The 24,664-nt window shown below is 64.6% G+C and carries 24 protein-coding genes; 12 read left to right on the plus strand and 12 right to left on the minus strand.

All coding sequences use genetic code 11. The annotated features are described in order from the left end of the window. Nucleotides 1–344: 344 nt before the first annotated feature. Complete coding sequence (locus ACODS1_RS19540; RefSeq protein ID WP_489086966.1) at nucleotides 345–1,733, minus strand: L-serine ammonia-lyase; 1,389 nt, start codon at nucleotides 1,731–1,733, stop codon at nucleotides 345–347. A gap of 143 nt (nucleotides 1,734–1,876) precedes the next feature. Between ACODS1_RS19540 and ACODS1_RS19545 the strand changes: the two genes are divergently transcribed. Next, nucleotides 1,877–2,779 carry a LysR family transcriptional regulator gene (locus ACODS1_RS19545; protein ID WP_489086967.1) on the plus strand — a complete coding sequence of 301 codons (903 nt, stop codon included), beginning with the start codon at nucleotides 1,877–1,879 and terminating at the stop codon, nucleotides 2,777–2,779. Nucleotides 2,780–2,875: 96 nt separating this feature from the next. Here ACODS1_RS19545 and ACODS1_RS19550 read toward each other — a convergent pair whose 3' ends face one another. The 4 genes from ACODS1_RS19550 to ACODS1_RS19565 all read right to left on the minus strand — a co-directional run bounded on the left by ACODS1_RS19550 (nucleotide 2,876) and on the right by ACODS1_RS19565 (nucleotide 6,424). Continuing rightward, nucleotides 2,876–3,037: a DUF2986 domain-containing protein gene (locus tag ACODS1_RS19550; protein ID WP_279531728.1), complete on the minus strand. Its 162-nt coding sequence runs from the start codon at nucleotides 3,035–3,037 to the stop codon at nucleotides 2,876–2,878. Between the two features lie 213 nt (nucleotides 3,038–3,250). After that, the gene (locus tag ACODS1_RS19555; protein ID WP_489086968.1) at nucleotides 3,251–3,583 is read right to left on the minus strand and encodes a hypothetical protein; all 333 of its coding nucleotides are present in this window, start codon (nucleotides 3,581–3,583) and stop codon (nucleotides 3,251–3,253) included. Nucleotides 3,584–3,800: 217 nt separating this feature from the next. Next, nucleotides 3,801–4,508, minus strand: coding sequence for a 3'-5' exonuclease (locus ACODS1_RS19560; protein WP_489086969.1), 708 nt, complete (start codon nucleotides 4,506–4,508; stop codon nucleotides 3,801–3,803). Beyond that, complete coding sequence (locus ACODS1_RS19565) at nucleotides 4,505–6,424, minus strand: DUF294 nucleotidyltransferase-like domain-containing protein (protein ID WP_322980098.1); 1,920 nt, start codon at nucleotides 6,422–6,424, stop codon at nucleotides 4,505–4,507. The genes ACODS1_RS19560 and ACODS1_RS19565 overlap by 4 nt, the downstream gene beginning before the upstream one ends. Before the next feature lie 115 nt (nucleotides 6,425–6,539). Here ACODS1_RS19565 and ACODS1_RS19570 point away from each other — a divergent pair, with 115 nt between their 5' ends. The 3 genes from ACODS1_RS19570 to ACODS1_RS19580 all read left to right on the plus strand — a co-directional run bounded on the left by ACODS1_RS19570 (nucleotide 6,540) and on the right by ACODS1_RS19580 (nucleotide 11,052). Further along, entirely contained in the window at nucleotides 6,540–7,106 is a 567-nt protein-coding gene (locus ACODS1_RS19570) for a LemA family protein (protein WP_489086970.1), read from the plus strand. 2 nt (nucleotides 7,107–7,108) lie between these two features. Continuing rightward, nucleotides 7,109–9,037 carry a DUF2207 domain-containing protein gene (locus ACODS1_RS19575; protein WP_489086971.1) on the plus strand — a complete coding sequence of 643 codons (1,929 nt, stop codon included), beginning with the start codon at nucleotides 7,109–7,111 and terminating at the stop codon, nucleotides 9,035–9,037. Nucleotides 9,038–9,153: 116 nt separating this feature from the next. Next, nucleotides 9,154–11,052, plus strand: a complete 1,899-nt coding sequence (locus ACODS1_RS19580; protein WP_489086972.1) for a DUF2207 domain-containing protein — start codon at nucleotides 9,154–9,156, stop codon at nucleotides 11,050–11,052. Nucleotides 11,053–11,056: 4 nt separating this feature from the next. Here ACODS1_RS19580 and folE2 read toward each other — a convergent pair whose 3' ends face one another. Further along, nucleotides 11,057–11,947 carry a GTP cyclohydrolase FolE2 gene (gene folE2, locus ACODS1_RS19585; RefSeq protein ID WP_489086973.1) on the minus strand — a complete coding sequence of 297 codons (891 nt, stop codon included), beginning with the start codon at nucleotides 11,945–11,947 and terminating at the stop codon, nucleotides 11,057–11,059. 89 nt (nucleotides 11,948–12,036) lie between these two features. On the opposite strand from folE2, the gene dksA reads away from it, so the two are divergent. From dksA to ACODS1_RS19600, 3 genes are read left to right on the plus strand one after another with little or no spacing between them, the layout of a single operon-like run. After that, a complete protein-coding gene (dksA, locus tag ACODS1_RS19590; protein WP_489087018.1) occupies nucleotides 12,037–12,444 on the plus strand; it encodes an RNA polymerase-binding protein DksA in 408 nt (135 codons plus the stop codon). Nucleotides 12,445–12,457: 13 nt separating this feature from the next. Next, on the plus strand, nucleotides 12,458–13,666 hold the full coding sequence (gene zigA, locus ACODS1_RS19595; protein ID WP_489086974.1) for a zinc metallochaperone GTPase ZigA: 1,209 nt from the start codon (nucleotides 12,458–12,460) through the stop codon (nucleotides 13,664–13,666). Beyond that, nucleotides 13,666–14,310, plus strand: coding sequence for a DUF1826 domain-containing protein (locus tag ACODS1_RS19600; RefSeq protein WP_489086975.1), 645 nt, complete (start codon nucleotides 13,666–13,668; stop codon nucleotides 14,308–14,310). The genes zigA and ACODS1_RS19600 overlap by 1 nt, the downstream gene beginning before the upstream one ends. A 206-nt stretch (nucleotides 14,311–14,516) precedes the next feature. On the opposite strand, the gene ACODS1_RS19605 is transcribed toward ACODS1_RS19600, so the two are convergent. Then, the gene (locus ACODS1_RS19605; protein WP_322980106.1) at nucleotides 14,517–14,867 is read right to left on the minus strand and encodes an NADH:ubiquinone oxidoreductase; all 351 of its coding nucleotides are present in this window, start codon (nucleotides 14,865–14,867) and stop codon (nucleotides 14,517–14,519) included. Nucleotides 14,868–14,951: 84 nt separating this feature from the next. Here ACODS1_RS19605 and ACODS1_RS19610 point away from each other — a divergent pair, with 84 nt between their 5' ends. Together ACODS1_RS19610 and ACODS1_RS19615 are read left to right on the plus strand one after the other, a co-directional pair. Further along, nucleotides 14,952–15,929 carry a CobW family GTP-binding protein gene (locus ACODS1_RS19610; protein WP_489086976.1) on the plus strand — a complete coding sequence of 326 codons (978 nt, stop codon included), beginning with the start codon at nucleotides 14,952–14,954 and terminating at the stop codon, nucleotides 15,927–15,929. Nucleotides 15,930–15,965: 36 nt separating this feature from the next. Then, on the plus strand, nucleotides 15,966–16,844 hold the full coding sequence (locus ACODS1_RS19615; RefSeq protein ID WP_489086977.1) for an alpha/beta fold hydrolase: 879 nt from the start codon (nucleotides 15,966–15,968) through the stop codon (nucleotides 16,842–16,844). Between the two features lie 36 nt (nucleotides 16,845–16,880). Here ACODS1_RS19615 and ACODS1_RS19620 read toward each other — a convergent pair whose 3' ends face one another. Then, nucleotides 16,881–17,273 (minus strand): DUF3301 domain-containing protein, encoded by a 393-nt coding sequence (locus tag ACODS1_RS19620; RefSeq protein ID WP_489086978.1) that lies wholly within the window; start codon nucleotides 17,271–17,273, stop codon nucleotides 16,881–16,883. Nucleotides 17,274–17,399: 126 nt separating this feature from the next. On the opposite strand from ACODS1_RS19620, the gene ACODS1_RS19625 reads away from it, so the two are divergent. Continuing rightward, nucleotides 17,400–17,933: a TFIIB-type zinc ribbon-containing protein gene (locus ACODS1_RS19625; protein WP_489086979.1), complete on the plus strand. Its 534-nt coding sequence runs from the start codon at nucleotides 17,400–17,402 to the stop codon at nucleotides 17,931–17,933. 19 nt (nucleotides 17,934–17,952) lie between these two features. On the opposite strand, the gene ACODS1_RS19630 is transcribed toward ACODS1_RS19625, so the two are convergent. Together ACODS1_RS19630 and ACODS1_RS19635 are read right to left on the minus strand one after the other, a co-directional pair. Next, nucleotides 17,953–19,476 (minus strand): sensor domain-containing diguanylate cyclase, encoded by a 1,524-nt coding sequence (locus ACODS1_RS19630; RefSeq protein ID WP_489086980.1) that lies wholly within the window; start codon nucleotides 19,474–19,476, stop codon nucleotides 17,953–17,955. Nucleotides 19,477–19,541: 65 nt separating this feature from the next. Continuing rightward, a complete protein-coding gene (locus ACODS1_RS19635) occupies nucleotides 19,542–20,027 on the minus strand; it encodes an acyl-CoA thioesterase (RefSeq protein WP_489086981.1) in 486 nt (161 codons plus the stop codon). A gap of 104 nt (nucleotides 20,028–20,131) precedes the next feature. Here ACODS1_RS19635 and ACODS1_RS19640 point away from each other — a divergent pair, with 104 nt between their 5' ends. Continuing rightward, nucleotides 20,132–20,839, plus strand: a complete 708-nt coding sequence (locus ACODS1_RS19640) for a tetratricopeptide repeat protein (protein WP_489086982.1) — start codon at nucleotides 20,132–20,134, stop codon at nucleotides 20,837–20,839. Between the two features lie 36 nt (nucleotides 20,840–20,875). Here ACODS1_RS19640 and ACODS1_RS19645 read toward each other — a convergent pair whose 3' ends face one another. Together ACODS1_RS19645 and ACODS1_RS19650 are read right to left on the minus strand one after the other, a co-directional pair. After that, nucleotides 20,876–22,243 (minus strand): glutamine synthetase family protein, encoded by a 1,368-nt coding sequence (locus tag ACODS1_RS19645; RefSeq protein ID WP_489086983.1) that lies wholly within the window; start codon nucleotides 22,241–22,243, stop codon nucleotides 20,876–20,878. 101 nt (nucleotides 22,244–22,344) lie between these two features. Next, nucleotides 22,345–23,736, minus strand: coding sequence for an aspartate aminotransferase family protein (locus ACODS1_RS19650; protein WP_489086984.1), 1,392 nt, complete (start codon nucleotides 23,734–23,736; stop codon nucleotides 22,345–22,347). A 240-nt stretch (nucleotides 23,737–23,976) separates the two neighbouring features. Between ACODS1_RS19650 and ACODS1_RS19655 the strand changes: the two genes are divergently transcribed. After that, on the plus strand, nucleotides 23,977–24,627 hold the full coding sequence (locus ACODS1_RS19655) for a GntR family transcriptional regulator (RefSeq protein WP_322980116.1): 651 nt from the start codon (nucleotides 23,977–23,979) through the stop codon (nucleotides 24,625–24,627). The last annotated feature ends 37 nt before the right edge of the window (nucleotides 24,628–24,664 follow it).

The raw sequence follows: 24,664 nt of genomic DNA on the forward strand, positions 1-24,664 counted from the left end.
CCGGAGCGGTGCCGGAGTGAGGGAAGTCGAGCGAAGCGAGACCCGGATGGCGGGGGTGCGCTTTCTTTTGCTTACTTTTCTTTGCGCTGGGCGGCAATCCGATTTCAAAGAAAAGTGAGTCGCCCGAGGGGGCGAAACCCGGAATCACTGAACACACAGCAGCGGCGTCCAGAACACCCAACAAGCCACCACCCAACACACAAACTTGCCAATCCGGTATCAAGACCAACGCCACGAAAACGCAAAAAACCCGATGCCGAGACCTAGCATCGGGTTTTCAAGAAAGCCTGCTGGTGCTCAAACCATCAAGAACGGCATTACACAGCAGCAATCATGGCTGGCCATCAGCACTCGATGATGTTCACCGCCAGGCCACCGCGCGCGGTTTCCTTGTACTTGGTCAGCATGTCGGCACCGGTCTCGCGCATGGTCTTGATCACCTTGTCCAGGCTCACGTAGTGCGCGCCGTCGCCGTACAGCGCCATGCGCGCGGCGTTGATGGCCTTCACCGAGGCGATGGCGTTGCGTTCGATGCAGGGAATCTGCACCAGGCCGCCAACCGGGTCGCAGGTAAGACCCAGGTGGTGCTCCATGCCGATCTCGGCGGCGTTCTCGACCTGCTCCGGGGTGCCGCCCAGTACCGCGCACAGCGCGCCGGCAGCCATCGAACAGGCCACGCCCACCTCACCCTGGCAGCCCACCTCGGCGCCGCTGATCGAGGCGTTTTCCTTATACAGGATGCCGATGGCACCGGCGGTCAGCAGGAAGTCGATGATGCCGCGCTCGTTGGCGCCAGAGATGGCATTGGCGTAGTAGTGCAGCACCGCCGGGACGATGCCGGCAGCGCCGTTGGTCGGTGCGGTGACCACGCGGCCGCCTGCAGCGTTCTCCTCGTTCACTGCCAGGGCCCAGAGGTTGACCCAGTCGAGCATGCGCAGCGGGTCTTCGATGTAGCTGCGCTGGAAACCGCCCAGCTTGCGCGCCAGGATCGCGGCGCGGCGGCGCACCTTGAAACCACCGGCGAGGATGCCCTCGGTGCGGCAGCCGCGCTCCACGCAGGCCTGCATCACCTTCCAGATATTCAGCAGGCCGGCGTCGGTTTCTTCGTCAGTGCGCCAGTGGCGCTCGTTGCGGCGCATCACCTCGGCGATGCCGATACCGTGCTCGCGGGTCAGCTTGAGCAGGTCGGCGCCGCTGCGGAAGGGCAGCGGCAGGGAGGTGGCGTCCGGGGCGATGATCTTTTGCTTGCTGCCATCGGCCAGCACCGCCTCGCTGACCACGAAGCCGCCGCCGACCGAGTAGTAGGTGGCCTCATGCAACTGGATGCCGGCGGCATCGAAGGCTGCGAAGCGCAGGCCGTTGGCGTGCAGCGGCAGGGCTTTGCGGAACATCTTCAGGTCGGCTTTCTCGTCGAAGGGAACGGCATGTTTGCCGGCCAGGACGATGCGCTTGTCGCGGCGGATGGCCTCGATGTACTCGGGCACCTGATCAACGTTGACGGTATCCGGCTCATGGCCGCTGAGGCCGAGCAGCACCGCCTTGTCGCTGCCATGGCCTTTGCCGGTGGCGCCCAGCGAGCCATACAGCTCGGCAACTACGCGGGTCACCTTGGGCATGTGCTCGTGGTTTTCCAGGGCGTGGGTGAACAGCGCGGCGGCGCGCATCGGGCCGACGGTATGGGAGCTGGACGGGCCGATACCCACTTTGAACAGGTCGAAAACGCTGATAGCCATGGCGGAGTTCTTCTGGTCGATTGATTGAACACGCGCCCGGTTACGCGCGTGTGGATGCCCTATCTAAGAACGGCCCTATCATTATGTATACTGATTTATTTTTAACGTATTCGTTAGCGTCGCTTAACTATTGAGATTGCGTCATGGACATCATCCGCCTGCGAACCCTGCGCGAACTGGCCCGCTGCCGCACCATGGCGGCGGCTGCCGAGTCGCTGCACCTGACGCCCTCGGCGGTGTCGCAGCAGGTCGCCCAGCTCGAACGCGAAGTCGACGTGGCATTGATCGAGCGACGCGGGCGTGGCGTGGTGCTGACCCCGGCCGGCGAGCGCCTGGTGGCGCATGCCGAGCGCATCCTCACGGTGCTGGACGAAGCGCGTTCGGAGCTGGCGCTGTTGCGTGGCGAGATCGCGGGTGAGCTGCGGGTGGCGGCGTTCCCCTCGATTGCCGTGGCGGTGATCGCGGAAACCGTGCGCGCGCTACGCAGTGCTTACCCTCGATTGAATGTGGTGGTGCTGGATCTGGAACCGCAGGAAAGCCTCAGTGCCCTGGGCTCCTGGCAGATCGACGTGGCGGTGATCGACGACCTGGCCGTGACTCTGGACGAGAACCGCGAGCACTATGCGCTGCTGCCCCTGACCCAGGACTTGCTGCACGTGCTGCTGCCCATCGACCATGCCCTGGCCAGGCGTGACAGTTTGACCGTCGCCGATCTGCGAGACGAAGCCTGGGCGCTGGATTCCAGCGGCAGCTCGTTCGGAGAATTCATCACCAATCTGTGCCGTCGCTCCGGCTATGCACCGCGTATCAATGCCCACTGCGCCGGCTTCGAGATGGTCGCGGCGATGGTCGCTTCAGGCAACTCCATCTCCATCGTCTCCGGCCTGCGCCTGGTGCGCCCGCTGCCCGGCGTCATCGCCGTACCGCTGCTGCCGGACATCCAGCGCGGCGTGTTCCTCGCCTACCGCAAGGGCGAGCGCGATCATCCGGCGGTCAACGTCTTCCTCGACGAGGCGGTATATACGGCAGACAGAGTGCTGGGTTAGCGCCATCCTGCTCTGTGGGAGCGGCTTTAGCCGCGATGCTCTTGGCTTTGCGATGCTGCCCACGCACATCGTGAGCATCATCCATCTATCCGACTTTTACTCGGCGGGCGCGAGAGGCTCTTGAGCCGCTTCAGCCTCCAGCTTCGCCCTGTCAGCTTTGCTGATGTACTTGGGTTTGTTGCTTTTGGGCGCAAGCTTGGCATTGGCCTTCTTGGCATGGGCTTCGAGCAGTTGCTTGATCTTTTTGCGGCGATTCATGGGGGTATGCCTGCGTTGTCCCGCGTCGATGATATCCACGCGCAGGCCGTAGGATGGGTAGAGCAAGGCTACTTGCTGAGCCCTGTCGGAGTGGCTGGGCGGCATTTCGCTTCTGTCGCGAGGCATTTTGCGGGGTTAGCTGCACCTCGCCAACCGCTTTGTGGTGGATAAGCTTCGCGTTATCCGCCCTACACGCTGCTACTGGCAGAACTGCTACTCCGCTGCACAAAACGAAGCTGTTCTGCCGTGCATGATGCCGGTAGCCAGCAATACGCCTGGCCCGCAGCTATGGAAACTGCTGAATGCCACCCCTCGCGACTCATTTGTGGTGGGCTTGCCGTCGGCGAAATTGACCCGGCTGTAGCTTTTGCAAACGGGCAGCATCAAAGGCAGCGGGGCTATTGCCCACAGCACGGCGCCACACCATTCGTACTCGGAACTCAGCGTTAAAGTGCCATTTACCGGATGCTCGCTCTGGCTCCAGAAATGCTGGGTGCCGTCGAGGCGGTAACCATCGGTCGCGGGTTTCGTTTGGCTTTTTGGCATGTGGGTCTGCAGACCGACACAGCCACCGAGGCTGAGTAACGCTACGAGAGCAGGGATGAAACTCCTGAAATGGGGGCTGTGCCGTTCTGGTCTGCTAAGCATGGTCTGTTCCAGAGTCCTTTCCTGAATAGTCTCTTTCGTTCTCCTCCCCAGGCTGGAGAGGAAAGCAAAAGCCAAAAGCTTCGCGGATAAATCCGCTCCTGCAGAGTGCGGCAGGTCAGCTCCAAACCGCCCCCACAGGCGTATGCGCTGGGTAATGCGTCGCCACCTGCGCCTGCAGCAGCTCACCACAGGCCAGAGCGTCGGTCAGGGCGTGGTGTGCAGAATACAGCGGCAGGCCATAGCGCAGGCGGCTGTCGGCCAGGCGGATGGAGATGCGCTTGCGGCCGCGCAGGCGATCCCACCAACTGACGCTGCGTTTGGGGTGTACCCGTGCTTCCAGCTCCATGGTGTCGATGATCGGGAAGAGCAGGCCTTCGCCCAGGTGCTGGCGCAGCGCCTGGTCGAGGAAGTTGCGCTCGATGTTGCGGTAGTGCGCCACCACCACCTTGCCGGCCAGGGCTTCGAGCAGTTCATCCAGTACATGGGCCAGGCGCGGGGCATGGCGGATGTCGGAGTGGGTGATGTGGTGGAAGGTGACCGATTCGGCGCTTAGCTCGCGGGTGGGTTTGACCACCCAGTAACGCGCCTCGGCGCAACGGATGCGTTGCAGATCCATTGGCACCAGGCCGAGGCTGACGATGGCGTGCTGGTGCGGGTCGAGGCCGGTGGTCTCCACGTCCAGCGCTACCAGCGGTACGTCGGCCAGTGGCGTATCGGCGGCGATGCAGCCGGCGGCGTAATAGGCACGCAAACGCTCGTCCTGGCTGCTGGCGGCAAGCTCGGCGAAACGTTGCGGCCAGTCCTGGTTCTGGTACGCCGTCATTGTGGACGCGGCAGTGGCTGGGCCGGGTAACGGAAGCGCAGGAATTTCTGCGCATTGCTCACCACCTGGAAGGCTTCCTTGAGGTGGTGGCGTTCGCTGGAGCTGAATTTTTCCGGCTCGACGTAATTGTCGGGCGGGTTGCCGGCTTCTACTTCGCGTGCCTGGTGGCGGATGCGCACCAGGCTGAGGAACTCGTAGGCGTAGCGCAGATGGTCCAGCGCCTCCTGAGGCAGCAGCTTGGTGGCGGCGATGGCGTCGAGACGCTCCAGCGAGTTCTGCGCCTTGGAGCCACAGGCCAGGGCATGCACGCGGATCAGGTCGGTCAGCGGCGCGGTGCCACGGCCCTTGAGGTTGATGATGTTCTTCTGGCGGCCATCGGTTTCCATCACGAAGGTACGGAAGAAGCCCAGCGGTGGCGTGCGGTTGAGCGCGTTGCGCGCCAGCGCGGCGAGGAAGGCCGGCGTGGCGCTGGCCTTTTCCGCCAGCATTTCCTTGAGGTTCTCCACCAGCGCAGTCTTGCCGTAGACCCCGTCGAGGTCGAAGAAAATGCTGCTGTTGAGCAGGGTTTCCGGGTTGGGTCGCTCGATCCACTCGCTGAAGTACTGCCGCCACACCTTCAGCGGCTGGCGCCATTTCGGGTTGCTGGCCATGATCCCACCCTTGCAATAGGCGTAGCCGCAGGCGGACAGGCCGTTGCTGACGAACTGGGCCATTTCGGCGAAGTAGGGGTCATGCAGCTCCGGGTTGAAGCTGTCGTCGAGCACCAGGGCGTTGTCCTGGTCGGTGAGCAGCAACTGTTCGTCACGTGCCATCGAGCCGGCGATCATGAAGCAGTAGGGCACCGGCGGCGGCCCGAGCTTTTCCTCGGCGAGAATCAGCAGCCGGCGGGTGAAGGCGCGGCCGATGCTGCTCATGGCGCGGCTGACCATGTGTGCGCTGGCGTCGTCGGCGACCATGCGCACGAAGGTGGCGTGCAGATCCGGCAGCAGGCTCTTGAGGCCTTCCACCGACGTCTTGTTGAAGATGCTGTTGACCAGATAGAGGCTGCTGCGCGACTCGTAGCGAATCACGTCGGCCAGCGAGATCATGCCCACCGGGCGGCGGCGCTGCAGCACGGGCAGGTGGTGGATGTTGTTGCGCAGCATGCACAGCATGGCCTCGAACACCGATTCGTCGGCCTGCACGGTGACCGGTCCTGGGGTCATCACCTGGCTCACCGGCGTGTCGCCGGGCAGCCCTTCGGCCAGCACGCGGGTGCGCAGGTCGCGGTCGGTGAGAATACCGGCCATCACCTGATTCTGCTGATCGGCCACCTGCACCTGCGCGGGGTTGGGCCAGCGCCGGGCGGGATTGACGATGATCACCGAGGACACGCTCTGCTCGCTCATCACCTTGGCCACCTGCTGCACGGGCATGTCCAGCGGCACGCTGACCGGCGAGCGGCTGATCAGTTTGCGCACCTTGATCTTCATCAGCTCGCTGGCCTTGCCGTGGCTGTCTTCCAGGGCCGACTTGAGGCGCGATTGACCTTCGGCCTCGACGAAATCGGCGAAACTGTCGAACTGGTCGCAGAGCTGCTGAAACAGCGGCCCAGGGATGAAGTAGATCAGGCTATCTTCCAGTGCGCGGGCGCCCAGACGCACCTTGTTGCCGCGCAGCAGGCCGGCCTGACCGAAGATATCGCCTTCGGTCAGACGGTTGTGCAGTTCCCCGCCACGCCGATGGGTTTCCACCGCGCCACTGCGTACATAGTGCAGCTCGTGAATCGGCGCGCCAGCGGCAAGAATCTCGCTGCCGGCCTTGAAATAGCCCACCTGTACCTGACGGGCGATCTCATCGAGGGTCTGCTCGGGCAGGTTGTCGAAAGGGGCGAAGCGATTCAGGTGATCGCGGATTTCGATCAGCTCGATCTGCATCTGGAACCTCGCTGGCAGGCTGGCACTAGAGGATACGGGCATAACAATCGGATGTCGTCCCAGCGTGTCGCGATGAGGACAATGGCTGTCATAACAGACTAAACAAGGAGGGTGTATGCAGCATTGGGGATTCTGGTGGGGCGTGGGCGCGCTGTTATTGCTCGGCGGCGCGACGGTCTTCTACTACAACCGCCTGGTGTTCAATCGTCATCGTGTGGCCGAAGCCGCCAGCGGCATCGATGTGCAGCTCAAGCGCCGCTCCAGCCTGATTCCGGCTCTGGTGGAGTGCGTACGCCAGTACATGACTTACGAACAGAGCACACTCGAGGCGCTGGTGCAGGAGCGTATGCGCGCCGTGCAACTGGCCGACTCGCCGCTGGGCGAGCGCGCGCCGGTCGAAGCGCAACTGGGTAGCCAGTTGCGCCAGTTGTTCGCCCTGGTCGAGGCCTATCCCGAACTCAAGACCGACGAGCAGTTTCGCGGGTTGCAGACAAACATCAGCGAGGTCGAGAACCACATACAGATGGCGCGGCGTTACTACAATGGGGCGGTGCGTGAGTTGAACGTACTGGTCGAGTCGGTGCCGAGCAACCTGGTTGCACGTCTGTTCGCCTTCACTCAGGCCGACTACTTCGCGCTGGATGATCCGCGTGACGGCCAATCGCCGAAGATGGAGTTTTGAGCATGCAAGGATGGTTGCGCGGCCTGTTGCTGATTGCCTGCCTGTTGCCCGCACTGGTCTCGGCGCAGGAGGCCATCGAGGATTTCGCCGTGAGCCTGCAGGTCGAGGCCGACGGTAATTTACTGGTGACTGAGCGCATTACCGTGCGCGCCGAGGGTCGGGACATTCGACGCGGCATCTACCGCGATTTGCCGGTTGGCTATGCATTGCCGATGGGGCTGGAGCAAAGCAGCCCGATCAGCCTGCTGGGCGTGACCCGCGATGGCCGGCCCGAGTCGGTTCGTCGTGAGCGTAACGGCGCCTGGATACGTTTCTATCTCGGTTCTCCGGACGTACTGCTGGAGCCAGGGCGTCATCGCTACGAGCTGCGCTATCGGGTCGAGCGTGCCTTGCTGCATCACGCCGAGACGGACGAGCTGTACTGGAACGTCACCGGCAACGGCTGGGTGTTCCCCATCCGCCAGGCTTCGGTCGAAGTACGCCTGCCGTCAGGTGCGCGGATCGGTCAATGGGCCGCTTACACCGGCGCCCAAGGCGACCAGGGCAAGGATTTCCAGAGACTCGAACAGCGCGATGATGTCCTCCGTCTAGCTACGACCGCTGTGCTGCCGGCCTATCACGGCCTGACCGTGGCGGTGGACTGGCAGGCTGGACTGGTGCCACGGCCTGGCATGCTGGAGAACGCCAGCCGCGCGCTGCTGGACAATCTCGGCGTGGGCATCGGTGCCGTCTTGCTGATCGGCCTGTTGCTGTTCTACCTGCGCGCCTGGAACCGTGTCGGCCGCGACCCGGAGAAGGGCGTGATCATCCCGCTGTTCGAGGCGCCGCAGGGCATGAGCGCGTTGCAGGCCGGCTACCTCTGGCATCGCGGCCTGCGCGGGGCTTTCGGCGAGGCACAGGCCTTCAGCGTATGGCTCACCGACATGGCCATCCGCAAGCACCTGCACATCGAGGACAAAGCGCACGGCGGTGGCTTCAGCTTGGCCCGCGACCAGGGCGCCGGTAGCGAGATGAGCGAGCTTGACCGCGACCTGCGCAAACGCCTGTTCCCGGCCAACAAGGACGGTGTCGCACTGACCATTGGCACCCAGTACGAGCCGCGTCTGGCGGACGCGGTGGCTGGGCTGAGCAGTCAATTGGGCGAGCAGGGCAAGGCCTGGTTCGCCAATAATCGTGGCATCTGGGCCTGGGGGCTGGTGTGGGCCGCACTGGCCTGTGTCGCCATCGTGCTCCTGAGCGGGCAGGGTGGCGATGATTGGGCCGCCGGGCTGGCCGGTCTGGTGTTCAGCCTGGGCTTTGGCGTGCCGACTTTGATCGTGTTCAGCATGGCGCGCCACCAACCCAGCTTCGGTAAGCAGATGGGGTTGTACCTGGTGGTGTTTATGTTCGGCTGGCCTGTACCGGTGGGGCTGATGATGATGGCTGCGGCGTTGTCGGTTCCGGCGCTGTTGCTCGTCGTCGCTTATGTGGTGCTGGTGGTGGTGTTCTATTACCTGTTGCCAGCGCCGACCCTGGAAGGGCGGCGCCTGCTCGACGCGCTGGAAGGCTATCGCAATTATCTGCAACTGGCCGAGCGCGATGCCCTGGCGCTGGCCGGCGACGCCCCGGCGATGAGCATTGCCCTGTACGAGCGCCACTTGCCCTTCGCCATGGCCCTGGGCGTGGAGGACAAGTGGAGCGCGCGCTTCAGCGAAGCCCTGGCCAACGGCCTGATCGACCCGGCGCAGCGCGACTATCAACCGAGCTGGTATCACAGCCGCAGCAGCTACAGCTCGCCGCAGGCGCTGAGCGGTGCGCTGGCTGCTGGTCTTGCCAGCGCCACGGCTTTGGCCTCTTCGCCGCCATCGAGCAGTTCTTCGGACGGTGGCGGCTCGTCCGGTGGTGGTTCCTCGGGCGGAGGCGGTGGTGGCGGCGGAGGTGGGGGTTGGTAACGATCCCCTGACGAATGTCGTGGATGTGCGGCGTTCGCTTTTTCTGTCGCGCCGACCGGAGTAGGGTGCCGCCTCGATTCGCCCGGCCGGCGATTGTGAGTGCCAAGGAGAGGGTCATGTCAGGAAGACTGCGAATTCTGCTGTTGCTGTGCTGTTTCTGCGTCTGCGGTGCGCAGGCCGAAGAGGCCATTCAGAGCTATGACGTGCGTCTGCAGGTCGAGCCCAGTGGCGAGGTGCTGGTGACCGAGCGCATCGCCGTCATCGCCGAAGGGCAGCAGATATCGCGCGGTATCTATCGCGACATCCCCACGCGCTACAGCCTGGGCAAGGGGCTGCTGCGCAGCACGCCGTTGACGCTGATCTCGGCCACGCGTGACGGGCAGCCGGAAAGCGTCACCCAGCAGGCGCTGGAGCACGGCGTGCGTCTGCGGCTGGGGCGTGCCGATGTACGGCTGCAGCCCGGCCCCTATGTCTACGAACTGACCTACCGCATGGATGCGCAGCTGCAGTTTCACGCCCGTGTCGATGAGCTCTACTGGAACATCACCGGCAACGACTGGCGGCTACCGATTCGCCAGGCCAGCGTCGAGGTGTTGCTGCCGGAGGGCGCGCAGATCGAGGCCGCTCATGCCTATACCGGCTACCGCGGTTCGCGAGAAGGGGCTTATAAGGTGGTCGAGCAGAAGGGCCATCGCCTGCGTCTGGTGACCACGCGCGAGCTGAAGGTGGGTGAAGGCTTCACCGTCGCTACCGCCTGGCCGGCCGGGTTGGTGAGCCGGCCGAGCTGGTGGCAGAACCTGCTGCGACTGGTCATCGACAACCTGCGCGACATCCTCTCGCTACTGGTGTGCGTCGGCCTGGTCGGGTTCTATCTCTATCTGTGGTGGACGATCGGCAGAGGCCCACGCAAAGGGCTGGTGATTCCATTGTTCGAGTTGCCCAGAGGTATCAGCCCGGCCATGGCCGGCTACGTCTGGCATCGCGGCCCGGCGGGCGATCCGCGTGGGGTGCGGGCGCTGAGCATCATGCTTACCGACCTGGCCATTCGCGGCTGGCTGCGTTTGCAGCGCAACGCCGAAGGCCTGCTGCTGACCCGAGCAGAGGCGCCAGGGGATGCCATTCGTGAAGACGAGCGGCGGGTGCTCAACGCGCTCATTGCCAGCGAGGATGGCTCGCTGACCCTGAGCAACCGCTATGAACCGCGCCTGACTACGGCGCTGGATGGCTTGCTGCGGAGTTTCGAGGTCATCGAGCACAACAACTTCAACCGCCACACCGGTGAATGGCTGATCGGTGTGTGCTTCGCCTTCGTTTCCAGCTTCATCTCGCTGGTGACCACGCCTGCGGATTCCGCTGCGACGAGCAATGCATTCTGGTTGATGGTGGTGGGCGTCGCGTTGGGCACGTGGGGGGTGTCGTTGGCCGGATCGGGCGTATTGCTCGTGCTCCTCATGCTGGTTCTGGCGATCTGTGCCGCGAGTCAGGTGGGCGGCCCGGCCGTGCTGCTGTGCCTGATTCTCTTCTTCATCGTGATGGTAGCGCGCACACTCCTGCGCGCGCCCAGCATTGCCGGGCGGCGTCTGCTCGACGAACTGGAAGGCTATCGCGAGTACCTCAGCCTGGCCGAAAAAGATGTGCTGGATAAAGCCGGCCAGGCACCGGTCATGAGCATCGCGCACTACGAGCGGCACCTGCCCTACGCGATGGCGCTGGGCGTCGAACGGCAGTGGACCGAGCGCTTCACCCACGAGTTGCGCAAGGGCACCCTGGCGCCGGTGGAGGTGGACTATCAGCCGCAGGCCTTCACGCAGATGATGGCTTCAGGCGCGGCGCACAGCCTGGCCTGGAATCTGGATCGGCTGCTGATGAGCTCGTCGACGCCGCCGCAGGCGCCGCGCTCCTCCGATGACTTTTCCCCTTCTGGTGGCGGTGGTTCCGGCTCCAGTTCGTCCGCATCCCATGGCGGCGGCTCGTCAGGCGGTGGCGCGGGTGGTGGCGGTGGTGGGGGCTGGTAGGCCTTCAGCTCCAGTTCCAGCGACTCTCGGCCACCGCATCGTGGGCGTGCAGGCTTTCCGCATGGACGACCCGCAGGCGGAAGGCACTGGCCTGCGGTAACTGGCGCAGGGCGCGGTGCAGGCGGCGTGCGGCGTCTTCGCAGAACATCAGGTTCTGCCCGTTGGCCAGGGCGAAGGCCTGTTCGTCGGCGCGCTTAACTGCCGTCTGCACCGGCGTGGCGAGGGCCTGTTCGGCGCTGTCGATCAGGGCCAGCAGCGGCAGGTGGAGGCAATCTTGGGTCAGTCTCACTTCTAGCGTCGCGGTGCTGCGCTGGCTGTGCGGGGTGGCGACGATGCCCTGGGTCGAGCCGAGCCAGTCGAGCACTTCGATGTAATCGGCCTGGCGTTCAGGGAAGTCATCGATGAAGCGCTGCTGGATCAACTGCCGTGCCAGCGCCGCCGAGCAGGGGCAGGTGGACGAGTAGGTGACCTCGACCTGCAGCTCGATGCTCACGCCGCGTCCGTCCTGGCGCGCACGAAGCTCGAAGGGGTAGGTCTTCCAGCCACTGAGCGGGCTGACCAGCGCCGGGCGTTCGAGCGGCACCTCGCCGTGCAGCGTGAGGGAGGCGCTGTCGGACAGCGCCTGGTGGCTGCCCAGGCACTCATCCAGCACCTGCAGCACGGCCTGTACGTTCAATTGCTGATGCGCCAGCCGCTGCGCTGCCAGGTACAGGCGCGACATGTGAATGCCGCGTGCGCCGGCGTCGTCGAGGCTGACGCCGATATCCAGGCTGGCCGTCACGGCCTCGCCGCCCAGGCGGATGGGCAGGGTGATACCCGCCATGCCGACCCAGTCCAGCGGCAGGTCGTGATGAGTGGGCTGAGCAGCGATATCGGGCAGGGGAAGATCGTTCATCGCAAATCCGTGGGTTGGTTGCAGACTTTAATGTTATGTTATAACAATTAAAACAAGCCAGCCGATTTGCCATGATCCCGATGACCGTACTGACCCAAGCCGAGCTGCTGGCCCAGCCGGCCGACGCGTACATGAACGACACCCAGCAGCAATTCTTCCGCGCGCTGCTGCTGGCCCAGCGTGCCGAGTTGCAGGCGCGCATCGACGATGAATTCACCGAGCTGCGCCAGCCCGATACCAGCAGCGACGTCGCCGATATCGGTGCCGCCGAGGAGCAGCGCCAGTGGCAACTGCGCCTGCTGGAGCGGGAAAAGAAGCTGCTGGACAAGATCGACCAGGCGCTCGAACGCCTGGCGCGTGGCGAATACGGCTGGTGCGCCGAAACCGGCGAACCCATTGGCCTTAAACGCCTCTTGCTGCGCCCCACCGCGACCCTGTGCATCGAAGCCAAGGAGCGGCAGGAGCAGCGCGAAAAACATCAGCGTCACCGTGACTGAACGAGGAATACCCATGAACCCGCGTCTACCCGTAACCGTGCTGTCCGGCTTTCTCGGCGCCGGCAAGAGCACCCTGCTCAACCATGTGCTGAAGAACCGCGACGGACTCAAGGTCGCGGTGATCGTCAACGACATGAGCGAAATCAACATCGACGGCAGCGAAGTGCAGCGCGACGTCAGTCTCAACCGCGCCGAAGAAAAGCTGGTGGAGATGAGCAACGGCTGCATCTGCTGCACCCTGCGCGAAGACCTACTCGAGGAAGTCGCGCGCCTGGCCAGCGATGGCCGTTTCGATTACCTGCTGATCGAATCCACCGGCATCAGCGAGCCGCTGCCGGTGGCCGAGACCTTCACCTTCCGCGACGAGCAGGGCCGCAGCCTGTCCGACCTGGCGCGCCTCGACACCATGGTCACGGTGGTCGACGGGGTGAATTTCCTGCGCGATTTTCATGCCGCCGACAGCCTGGCCAGCCGTGGCGAAACCCTCGGCGAGGAGGACGAGCGCTCGATCACCGACCTGCTGATCGAGCAGGTGGAGTTCGCTGATGTCATCCTCATCAGCAAGATCGACCTGATCAGCCAGGCCGAGCGCGAGGAGCTGATGGCCATTCTGCGCGGCCTCAATACCCACGCCGACATCCAGGCCATGAGCATGGGCCAGATCGCTTTGGACAAGATCCTCGACACCGGCCGCTTCGACTTCGACCGTGCCTCGCAGGCGCCGGGCTGGCTCAAGGAGCTGCGCGGCGAGCACGTGCCGGAAACCGAGGAGTACGGCATCGCCTCCAGCGCCTATCGGGCACGTCGGCCGTTCCATCCGCAGCGCTTCTTCGACTTCCTGTCGCAGGAGTGGACGAATGGCCGCTTGCTGCGCTCCAAGGGCTTCTTCTGGCTGGCCAGCAAGTATCAGGAGGCCGGCAGTTGGTCGCAGGCTGGCGGGCTGATGCGCCATGGTCTGGCCGGGCGCTGGTGGCGTTTCGTGCCCAAGCAGCACTGGCCGCAGGACGAGGAAGGTCTGCAGACGATCATGCAGCACTGGAGCGCTGAAGTCGGCGATTGCCGCCAGGAGCTGGTGTTCATTGGCCAGAACATCGACTTCCCGCGACTGGTGCGTGAGCTGGATGACTGCCTGCTCAGCGATGCGGAGATGGCCGGCGGCCCTGAAGCCTGGCGCCTGCTCGCCGACCCCTTCGGTTCCTGGCAGCAGGAGGAGGCGGCCTGATGTTCGCCCTTAAACTGCCGCCCGCACCGCGCCAGGTGCTGGGCGAGGACATTCAGGTGCTTGGCGAGGTGCTGCACGACGGCGTCAACCTGGCCGTCTGGCAGCGCCGCCTGCCGGCGCAGATCGCCGACTTCGCCGAAGCGTTACTGGCGCAGGGCGAACCGCTGGCGCAATCCCTCACCCTGGAACTGCCGCATGCGGACAGCGAGCCGAATCTCACCGGCCTGGTGGCTCAGTACGCCGACCTGCCGGGCCAGGCGGCCTTTCTCGCTGACGTGGCCTGGCTGGTGCGCGCCTATGCCTGCCTGCTCGACGCCCAACGCATCGGCCTGCGTTTGCGTGCGCTGGACAAGGCCATGTGCCCGCGTTTTCACGTCGACCACGTGCCGCTGCGGCTGATCACCAGCTATGCCGGTGTCGGCAGCGACTGGCTGGAGGAGGGCGTGATGCCGCGCAGCAAGCTCGGCCAGCCGGGTGCAGAGCCGCAGGACGAAGCGTTGATCCAGCGTCTTGATAGCGGCCATGTCGCGTTGGCCAAGGGCGAGAAATGGCTGGGTAACGAGGGGTGTGGGCTGATCCATCGTTCGCCGCAACCGCCCGCCGGGCAGCGACGTTTGCTGCTGACGCTGGATTGGTTGGCTTAAGGCCACAGGCTGAGGTGAAAAAAATAGGCCGGAGCAACTGCCCCGGCCTTAAGCACCAAGAGATCATGTCGATACGTGTCTCGACACTAGGGGTGTGAGGTACCCGCATTCATTAGGCGCTCGTTTGGTGACGCTTTGATGTCAGGGTTGCCACGTAGGGCGGGTGCAACCCGCCAGGCCGGGAATGGCGGGTTACACGAAGTGGCTCAGGGCTTGATCCATTTACCCTGATACTGGCCGGTGCAGGCTGGCTGCAGATAAACGGCATCGCCGGCCACGCCGTAGTAGTGGATATCCTGTCGGTACAGACCGCTGCCGACATGGGCATCCTGGCACACGCCAAAGGCGCCGGTCGGGCACTGTTCGACGAACTCCACCTCGACCTTCTGTCCCTGCAATTGCGGTTGGCAGAAACCTTCGCGAAACAGCGTGGTGGGGATATTGTGGTTCTGCTGGCAGACCTTTACGTCCAGACGCTCGGCGTGGCTGCGCACCACACAGGCCTCGGCCAAGGCCAGGCCTGGCAGCACGGAGAACAGCAACAGCCATGCACGCATCGTACGAGCTCCATCAAAAATTGCCGGCGAATCTAGCATGCCTGCCCGTTGCAGTCTGTGCAGTGAAGCGCCGACCATAGTGCCATGCTCAGTCAAATCCCCACCCACCTGATCGCCGGCCCGTTGGGCGCCGGCAAGACCAGTCTGATCCGCCATCTGTTGGCGCAGAAGCCCGCGCACGAACGCTGGGCGGTGCTGATCAACGAATTCGGCCAGATCGGCCTGGACGCGGCCCTGCTCGAGCAGGATGACGATGGCATCGCCCTGGCCGAGGTGGCCGGCGGCTGCCTGTGTTGCGTCAACGGTGCGCCGTTTCAGGTCGGCCTCGGTCGTCTGCTGCGCAAGACGCGGCCCGACCGCCTGCTGATCGAACCGTCCGGTCTGGGCCATCCGGCACAGCTGCTGGCGCAGTTGCGTCAGCCGCCCTGGCGCGGCGTATTGGCCGTGCAACCGGCCGTGCTGGTACTGAATGCTGCCGCGTTGGCGGCGGGCGAGCCGTTGCCTGAGGTACAGCAACAGGCACTGGACGAGGCCGGCCTGCTGCTGTTGAACAAGAGCGCCGGGCTGGACGCCGAGACGCTAGCGCGGATTGCCGGGGATCTGCCATCCGTGCCGTTGTACTGGACGGAACAGGGGCGGCTCGACCTGGCCTTGCTGCCGGGGCTGAGCGCGCCGGCTTTGCCCGCACAGGGGGCGGTCGAGTTATCCACAACTGCGCCAGTCCTGGCGCAGATCTGGCGCAACGCCGCCGAGCCGATCTGCCAGGTGCAGGCCCAGGCAGAAGGCTGGAGCATCGGTTGGCGCTGGCACCCGAGCCAGTGCTTCGACCTGGCTCGGGTGGAGCGGTGGTTGCAGAGCCTGGCCTGGCGCCGGGCCAAGGCCGTGCTGCATGGTGTCGAAGGCTGGCGTTCGCTCAATGCGCTGTGTGGACAAGCCCGCCAGGATTGGAGCGCCAGCGAGTGGCGCAAGGACTCGCGGCTGGAACTGATCTTCGACCAGGCGCAGGACGCCGAAGCCCTCGGTGCGGCCTTCGCTGCCTGCCGAATCGCCCCGGCTGGCTGATACACTCGCCAGCGTTCCTCGCTGTGGATAACCCTCATGCAATTGTTGCCCTGGTCTCACGACACCTCTGCCGGTTTCACCCTGCGCGGCTGGCATACGCCGCCCTCGGGCAAGCCGCTGCTGCATTTTCTGCACGGCAACGGCTATTGCGGGCGCGTCTACACGCCAATGCTGGCGCGGTTGGCCGAGGACTTCGACCTCTGGCTGTGCGACGTGCAGGGCCACGGCGACAGTGACCATGGCGGCCGCTTTCATGGCTGGAATCGTAGCGCCGAGCTGGCGGTAGAGGCTTTCGAGGCCCTGCGCGGGCCATTCGGTGAGGTGCCGCGTTTTGCCCTGGGCCACAGTTTCGGTGGGGTGCTCACCAGCCTGATCCTGGCGCGCCATCCCGAGCTGTTCCGCCGCGCCGTACTGCTCGACCCGGTGCTGTTTGGCCCGGCGATGATCGGAGTCATGGCGCTGTCCGACGTGGTTGGCTTGGCGCAGCGTACCGGCCTCGCCAAGCGGGCCCAGAAGCGTCGCCGACAGTGGCCGGATCGCGCCAGTGCACATGCTGCGCTGCATGGTCGCGGCATGTTCCGGGGCTGGGACGAAGCCGCGTTCGACGCCTATATCAAGCACGCGCTGAAGGATGTCGAGGAGGGTGTCGAGCTCAAGTGCCGGCCTAGCCGTGAGGCGGATATCTTCGGCTCCTTCCCGCGTCGCTTGTGGCCGTCGCTGGCCAAGGTCGTGACGCCCACCGAGGTGATTTACGGCACGACCACCTATCCCTTCGTCGCCCGTTCTGTGGCGCGGTGGTGTGCGAGTAACGCACATGTGCGCAGTCAGGCGGTGCCGGGTGGGCACTGTTTCATGCAGGAGCAGCCGGCCGACAGCGCGGCGCGGGTCGCGGACTTCCTGCTGCAGCGCAGCTAAGCGAGTAGGGCGGGTGCAACCCGCCACCCGCGCGGGTTACGCCTTGCGCCGCCAGTCTTCCAGACGGATCACATTGTCGCGAGTCTGCACCGACACCGGTTCGGGTTGCGGCTCCAGCACCGGGTGAGGCTCCAGCTCGATGCGGCCTACATGCGGGCCGAACATGCAGATATGCCCGCGCAGGCGCTGCTCGCCGGTGACGGTGAACTCGAAGTCGTAGAGTCGCGCCAGGCGCCGATGGCCCTTGGCATCGCGCTGGATGGCCAGGCGGCGCAGCGCCACGGCGCCATCGAGCAATTCCACATTGAGCCTGGCGCAATGCTGCTTGGCCGCCGCCAGCGCCCGCTCACGAATGCCATGGCCGCGCCACAGCCAGGCGCAGGCGGCGGCGAACAGCATCAGCAGGAAGACATCGAACAGGTTGATCATGGTGACTCCGGCTCCGGGAGGCAGAGCTTAGCCTATCTACCTCGCAGTTCTCAGCATAGCCACTTGCCCGTGCGTCGGCTGTGCACTAGCGTTCGCCCACCCAACTCTGAAAAGGATGTCAGCCTCATGCATTGCCCCGCCTGCCGTACCGCTCGCCTGCAACCGGCCAAACTCGAAGATGGCCTGCTTGGCCATGGCTGCCCGCAGTGCTCGGGCACGCTGGTCAGCCTGCTGCATTACCGCGACTGGGCCGAACGTCAGCCGGCTGCCGAGGCGCCTGCCGAGCTGGTCGCCCAGGCCGAAACCGGTGAAACCAGCCACGCGCTGAGCTGCCCCAAGTGCGCCAAGCTAATGAGCAAGTTCCAGATCAGCGGCACCCGCGCCAACCGTCTCGACCTCTGCGGTACTTGCGACGAAGCCTGGCTCGACAGCGGCGAATGGCAACTGCTCAAGGCGCTGGAATTGAGCCACAAGATGCCGGCGATCTTTACCGAAGCCTGGCAGCGCCAGGTACGTCAACAGGCCAGCGAAGAGGCGCGGCGCGAGCGCTTCAGCCGCATCGCCGGCGCAGAGGCCATCGCCCGCGCCGACGAGATCCGCGCCTGGCTCAAGGATCATCCGCAGCGCCGTGAACTGCTGTTCTACATCGGTCACGATTGAGGGTGTGACGCGTGCCGGCTCAGGTCGCCCGCATCAGGCGATCACGGCCGGCGGCCTTGGCGGCGTAGAGCGCCGTGTCGGCGCGTTGCTGCAATTGCTCCAGGGTTTCGCCAGGGCGCCGCTCGGCCAGGCCGATGCTGACACTGATGTGCAGTCCCTGCAGATTGCGCTCGGCCAGGTTCGTGCGCAGGCGCTCCAGGCCTTGGGCGGCGGCCTGCAGATCGCTGTCGGGTAGAAGCAGAACGAACTCCTCCCCGCCGATACGGGCGAACAGGTCGGTCGCGCGCGCCTGCTCCCGGCAGAGCTGGCTGAATTCACGCAGCACCGCGTCGCCGGTGGTATGGCCGTGGCGGTCGTTGACCTGTTTGAAGTGATCCAGATCGAGCATCGCCAGGCATAGCGGAAGGTTCTGCCGTTGGCTGCGCTGTAGCGCCTGGCCGGCACGCTCTTCGAACGCGCGGCGGTTCAATGCCTCGGTCAGTGGGTCGGTGGTGGCCAGGTGCAGCAACTGTTGCTCCAGCGCCTTGCGCCGGCTGACATCACGGATCTCGGCGACCTGTCGGCCGTCCTCACGCAACTGGGCGATGCTGATTTCGGCTGCGAAGGGTACGGCGTCACGCAGGGCTTCGAGGTCGTGCGGCTGGCCGTCGGCACGGCCCAGCAGCTCTTCGATACGCCTCTGCTCGGCGGATACGAAAAGGCTGTGCAGCTCCGCGCCGAGCAGATGCTCGCGAGAGCGGGCGAACAGCGTCTCCAGCATCGGGTTGGCATCTACGATACGGCCACGCTCCAGCACCGCCACGCCGGCCTGGGTGATGCGCATCAGCCGTTCGAAACGCTCGGCGCTGTTCTCGGCTTGCGCGGCGTGGCGGCGGCTGTCGATCAGGATGCGGCGCATGGTCATCAGCGCCAGGCCGACCAGGCCGATCACCCACAGCGGGATGCCGAAGTTGTAAGGCAGCAGGTAGGGCACCGAGCGGGTCACGTCGACGTGCTCGATGCCCTGCAAACCATCGATCAGACCGAGCAGGGCGCGCAGCAGGGTAATCAGGGCGAAACCGGCGAAGGCCAGGGCGACGAAACGGCGTACGCCGCGCAGTTCCGGCTCCTCACGGGCGACCCACAGGGCGCGGCAGGCCTGGATTGGCAGCAGCCCGCCGATCAGCGCATAGAGGGTGACGACGAACTCGGTGTTGATCGGTGCCACGAACCAGTGCCAGCTCATCACCAGGCTCATCGCACCGGCGCTGACCGGTACCGTCCACCACGGCGGCGGCAGCCCCAGGAAGCGGAACACGCCGACCATCAGCAAGGCTTCGCCGGCCAGTTGCAGGGCATTGCCGGCGATGTTCAGCCACGGGCTGCCACTGGCCATGTAGCCCATGAACAGCCAGATGCCGAGGTTGAGCAGCCAGGCGCCGCTCATCCACACGCCCGGGCCGCGATAGGGGCGCGCGAAGTGCCACAGGGCGGTGCTGGCGATCGCGCTACCGAGCATCAGATTGATGCCCAGCAACAGAGGGGAGAAGTAGAGCGTTTCCATGACCCAGGCCGACTGGCAGGACGATTACGGCATTCTGCCAGTGCCCTGTAATACTGTCTCTGTGGTCAGGCTTTTTCCTCGCTCAACGCCCGATAACGCTGCTGCAGCTCCTCGCGAATCTGCCGGCGCTGCTTGGCCTGGCGCTGGCGTCGCAGGCCGTCAGGGGTGTCGGGTTGCAGTTCCGGCACCGGCACCGGGCGGCCCTGGTCATCCACTGCGACCATGGTGAAGAAGCAGCTGTTGGTGTGGCGTACCGAGCGCTCGCGGATGTTCTCGGTGATCACCTTGATGCCGATCTCCATCGAGGTGCGACCGGTGTGGTTGACCGAGGCGAGAAAGGTGACCAGTTCGCCGACGTGCACCGGCTCGCGGAACATCACCTGATCCACCGACAGGGTCACCACATAGCAGCCGGCATAACGGCTGGCGCAGGCGTAGGCCACTTCATCGAGGTATTTCAGCAAGGTGCCGCCGTGGACATTGCCGGAGAAGTTGGCCATGTCCGGTGTCATCAGGACGGTCATCGTCAGGTGTGCAGTTCCGGCTTCCATTGTCGCTCCGAGTACGTGTAAGGCTTGTGAGAGTAAGACCAGCGAGCCCTGGAGATGCAAGATTCGAACTAAACTCGCCATTTTTCGTTGCAAGGATGCTATCCATGCCTATCCGTTCGAAACATCTGCTGCCGACCCTGGCGCTGGGGCTCATCGTTACCGCGCAGGCGACCGAAGAATGTGCCAGCGCGGTGCAATGCAACCAAGTCGGCAGTGCGGCCTACCAGGCTGGGCGTTATAAGCAGGCCATCGAGGCATTCGAGCGTCAGTTACGACGTGCCGAAGGTAGCGATACGGCACAGTTCGAACTGGCGCTGAACAATCTCATCCTGACCCATCTGCGCGCTGGCGATGCGGGGATGGCGCGTGCCTGGCTAGGGGTGGCGCTGGACAATAACCTCAGCGGTTCTTCGACGCGTCTGCATCTGACCAAGGTGGCTGAAGCGCTGGATTACCAGGCACTGGCTGCCAGCCCGGTAGGGCGCTATCTGCGCTACGGCGGCCAGGCTGTGTGGAGCGAGTTGCATATCAGTGCCGACCCGACGGGCGGCTATCGCGCCAGCTTCTTGCCGTTGCGAGCCAGTGCGCGGATAGAGGAATACGGCCCAGCCGCCCTTGGTGAGTTAGATGGCAGGTTGGTGGGCGATACGGTACAGATGCGTCTGAAGGATTCCGGTATCGGCGACGACTGCGCGGTACAACTGCTGCGTGAAGGTATCGAGCTGCGTGTGCTGGAGGTGTTCGCTGAGGGCTGCCAGAACTACGGCGGCGCCGGCATCAGCGTGGCAGGTGATTACATCAAGGTGCGTTGAGCATGCCCCGGTAGCTTGCGCTACCGGGGCATGATGTCAGGCGTGATTGAGATACCAGCGCCAATCCTGTTCGCCCACTTCGCCCATGAACTGGCGGAACTCGGCCCACTTGATTGCCAGAAATACCTTGAGGAAGTCCTCGCCCAACGCTTCGCGTGCCCAGCTTGAACCTTCCAGGTTGCGCAGGGCGGTGAGCCAGTCGGTGGGCAGGGTTTCGCGTGCCTGTTCGTAACCGTTGCCGACGATGGCCGCCCCCGGATCGATCTGCTCACGGATGCCCTTGTGGATACCGGCGAGGATCGCCGCTGCTGCCAGGTAGGGGTTGGCGTCGGCGCCGCAGATGCGGTGTTCGACGTGGCGGCTGTTGGCCGGCCCGCCTGGCACGCGGAACGACACGGTGCGGTTGTTCACGCCCCAGCTCTTGGCCAGCGGCGCGTAGCTGTTGGCCTGGAAGCGGCGGAAGGAGTTGGCGTTGGGGCAGAAGATCGCCAGGGCATCGTTGAGCGTGGCCATCATGCCGCCGATGGCGTGGCGCAACAGTGGCGTCCCATGCGGATCTTCGCTGGCCATCAGGTTGTTGCCCTCGGCATCGGCCAGCGAGACGTGCATATGCATGCCGCTGCCGGCCAGGTCGCCGAACGGCTTGGCCATGAAGCAGGCCTGCAAACCGTGTTTGTTGGCCACGCCCTTGACCAGGCGCTTGTAGCGCACGCCTTCGTCTACGGCCTGCAGCGCATCGAAGCGGTGCTCCAGGGTCAGCTCCAACTGGCCCGGCGCGTATTCGGAGATCGCCGTGCGCACCGGCAGGCCCTGCGCCTCGCAGGCGGCGTAGAGATCGTCGAGAAACGGCTGCACCTGTTCCAGTTCGTACACGCCGTAGACCTGCGGCGCCTGCGGGCGCACGCCGTTCATCTGCACGGCTGGCTGCGGACGGCCATTGGCGTCGCGTTGCTTGTCCAGCAGGTAGAACTCCAGCTCCACCGCCATCACCGGGTGGTAGCCGTCGGCCTTGAGCGCCTCAATGGCGCGCACCAGCACGTGGCGCGGGTCGCCCGGCGTGGCCGGTAGGCCCTGGGTCGGGTGCATGCTCACCTGCAACTGCCCGGTGGGCACCGCGCGCCAGGGTTGCAGGGTCAGGCTGCCGGGCAGTGGGTACGTCCAGCAGTCGGCGTCGGCCACTTCCCAGACCAGGCCGCTTTCCTCGACGTCCTCGCCCTGAATGGTCAGCGACAGGATCGAACTGGGCAGCGGCCGGCCGTTCTCGTAGATGGCCAGCAACTCGTCGCGGTGCAGCAGCTTGCCACGTGGGATGCCGTTGGCGTCGATCAGCATCAGCTCGATGCTGCGCACCTCGGGGTGGCGTTCGAGGAAGTCACGCGCTTCTTGGGGGTTGGCGAATTGCATGGTGGTTCTCGCAAAAAGGGGGGGGCGTAGCTGATTCTGTGGGAGGCGCTTCAGCGGCGACTATCGCGGCTAAAGCCCCTCCCACAGGCATCCTTATGGGCTTACTGACGGGCGCCGGGGATGGCCAGCAGCTCGGTGAGCGCCTGGTCGAGCATGGCGATCAGTTTGTCCACATCCTCGGCCGTGGTGCTCGGGCAGCACAGGGTCATGTTGTGGAACGGCGTGATCAGGATGCCGCGGTTGATCAGGTACAGGTGCAGGGCCATCTGCAGCTCGTCATGGAAGGCGACCTCGGCCTCGGCGCCGGTGCGCGGCGGCGTGGCGCAGAACTGGAATTCGCAACGCGCGCCCAGCTCGGTCACCGACCACTTCAGGTCGTGTTTGCCGATCAACCGGCGGAAGCCCTCGGCCAGGCGAGCGGCCAGCGGCAGCATGTGGTCGTAGGCCGCCTGGGTCATCACCTGTTCCAGGTTGGCACGCATGCAGTGCATGGCCAGGGCGTTGGCCGACAGGGTGGTACCCATGCCGCTGTGACCGTGACCGTGGCTTTCTGCGCTGGCGCGTTGGCGGGCCTGGGTCATGGCATCGGCCATCGCCGCGCTGCAGCCGAAGATGCCGCAGGGTACACCGCCGGCGATGGGCTTGCCGACTACGAAGAAGTCCGGATCCAGGCCCCACAGCCGGGTGCAGCCGCCGATATCGGTGGAGATGGTGTGGGTTTCGTCGATGATCAGCAGGCTGCCGTACTTGCGCGTCAGCTCGCGGCATTTCTGCATGAAGCCCGGATCGGGCAGCACCATGCCGATATTGGTCATCGCCGGCTCGCAGAGCAGGGCGCAGACATCGCCTTGAGCCAGCGCTGCTTCCAGCGCCTCGATATCGTTGAAGGGAATGGCGCGGCTGTGTTCGGTCAGGTCATAAGCCTGACCGACCAGGCCGGAGCGGTGCACGGTCTTGCCGTCACGCTCGCGCACCATCACGTCGTCGACGGTGCCGTGGTAGCAGCCGTCGAACACCAGCAGGGTCTTGCGCTGGGTAATCGCGCGCGCCCAGCGCAGCACGTAGCGGTTGGAGTCGGTAGCGGTGGCGGTCACCTGCCAGTAGGGCAGGCCGAAGCGCTTGGCCAGCAGCTCGCCACAGACCACGGCATCCTCGCCGGGCAACATGGTGGTCAGGCCGTTGTTGGCCTGCTCGGCGAGGGCGCGGGCCACCGGGTCGGGCGAGTGGCCGAACATGGTGCCGGTGTCGCCCAGGCAGAAATCGACGTACTCATGACCGTCCACGTCGAAGAAGCGCGCGCCCTTGGCGCGTTCGACGAACAGCGGTACCGGCGTCGACCAGTCGGCCATCCAGTGCATCGGTACGCCGCCGTACAGCGAGTGACGGGCGCGCTCGGCCAGGGCCACCGATTTCGGGTTACGTTCGAGGAAACGCTCACGCTCACGGGCGGCGAAGGTTTCCACGGCGGTTGGGGCGATACCACTGGAAGTCATGTTGAACACCTCGTTCGAATTTCCGCACATCATATTTTGTGATCACAGAAATCGCAATATGTCGCCATAGAACCAATATGAGTTAGTATTTGACTGGTTATGTGATCACAAAAAATCAGGGCTGACGATCGGGCATCACTCGTTCCTGTCAGCCTGGTCTTCGTCCAATGGAGAATCTCATGCGCGACTGCCTGCTCACCTTGTCCCAGCTTCCTGCACCGCCAAAGGGACGTTGAAACCATGAGCGACAATCTGCAGGAACAGCTGTATCAACGTATCCGCGAGGCCCTGCTGGCGGGGCGCTTCCAGCCTGGCCAGGCGTTGAAGATCCGCGACCTGGCTGCGCAGTGGGGTACCAGCCCCATGCCGGTACGCGCCGCGTTGCAGCGGCTGGTAGCCGAGGGCGCGCTGGAAGGCGAGCAGCAACGCTCGGTGCGGGTGCCGGCGATGACACGCCAGCGTTACGAACACATCTTTCAGGTACGCCTGGCACTGGAAGGACTCGCCGTCGAACTGGCTACGCCGCGCCTGGGCCAGGCCGACCTGGCCACCCTGCGAGACTGTGTGCAGCGTATGGATCAAGCCATCGAGCAACGCCAGGTGCAGGCCTATCTGGACGCCAATAGCCAGTTTCACCTGCATTTGTACGGTGCCTGCGGCAACCCGGTGCTGGTGCGCTCGATCGAGACGCTCTGGCTGCAGGTCGGACCGTTCTTGAATCGTCTGTTCACCGAGGCCGATCTGTCGCTGCGCCTCAATGACTTCCATGAGGACGCGTTCGCCGCCATCGAGGCCGGCGATGCCAAGGCCGCTCGTCATGCCATGGAGCAGGATCTCGTGTACTTCGCGCGCTTTTTGCTCAACCTGTTGGAACTGGAGCAAGCGCGGTAGCAAGTGGCTATCACGCTGTGCAGGCTGGCTGCCCTAT

It is taken from the genome of Pseudomonas sp. FG29 (genome assembly GCF_057809355.1).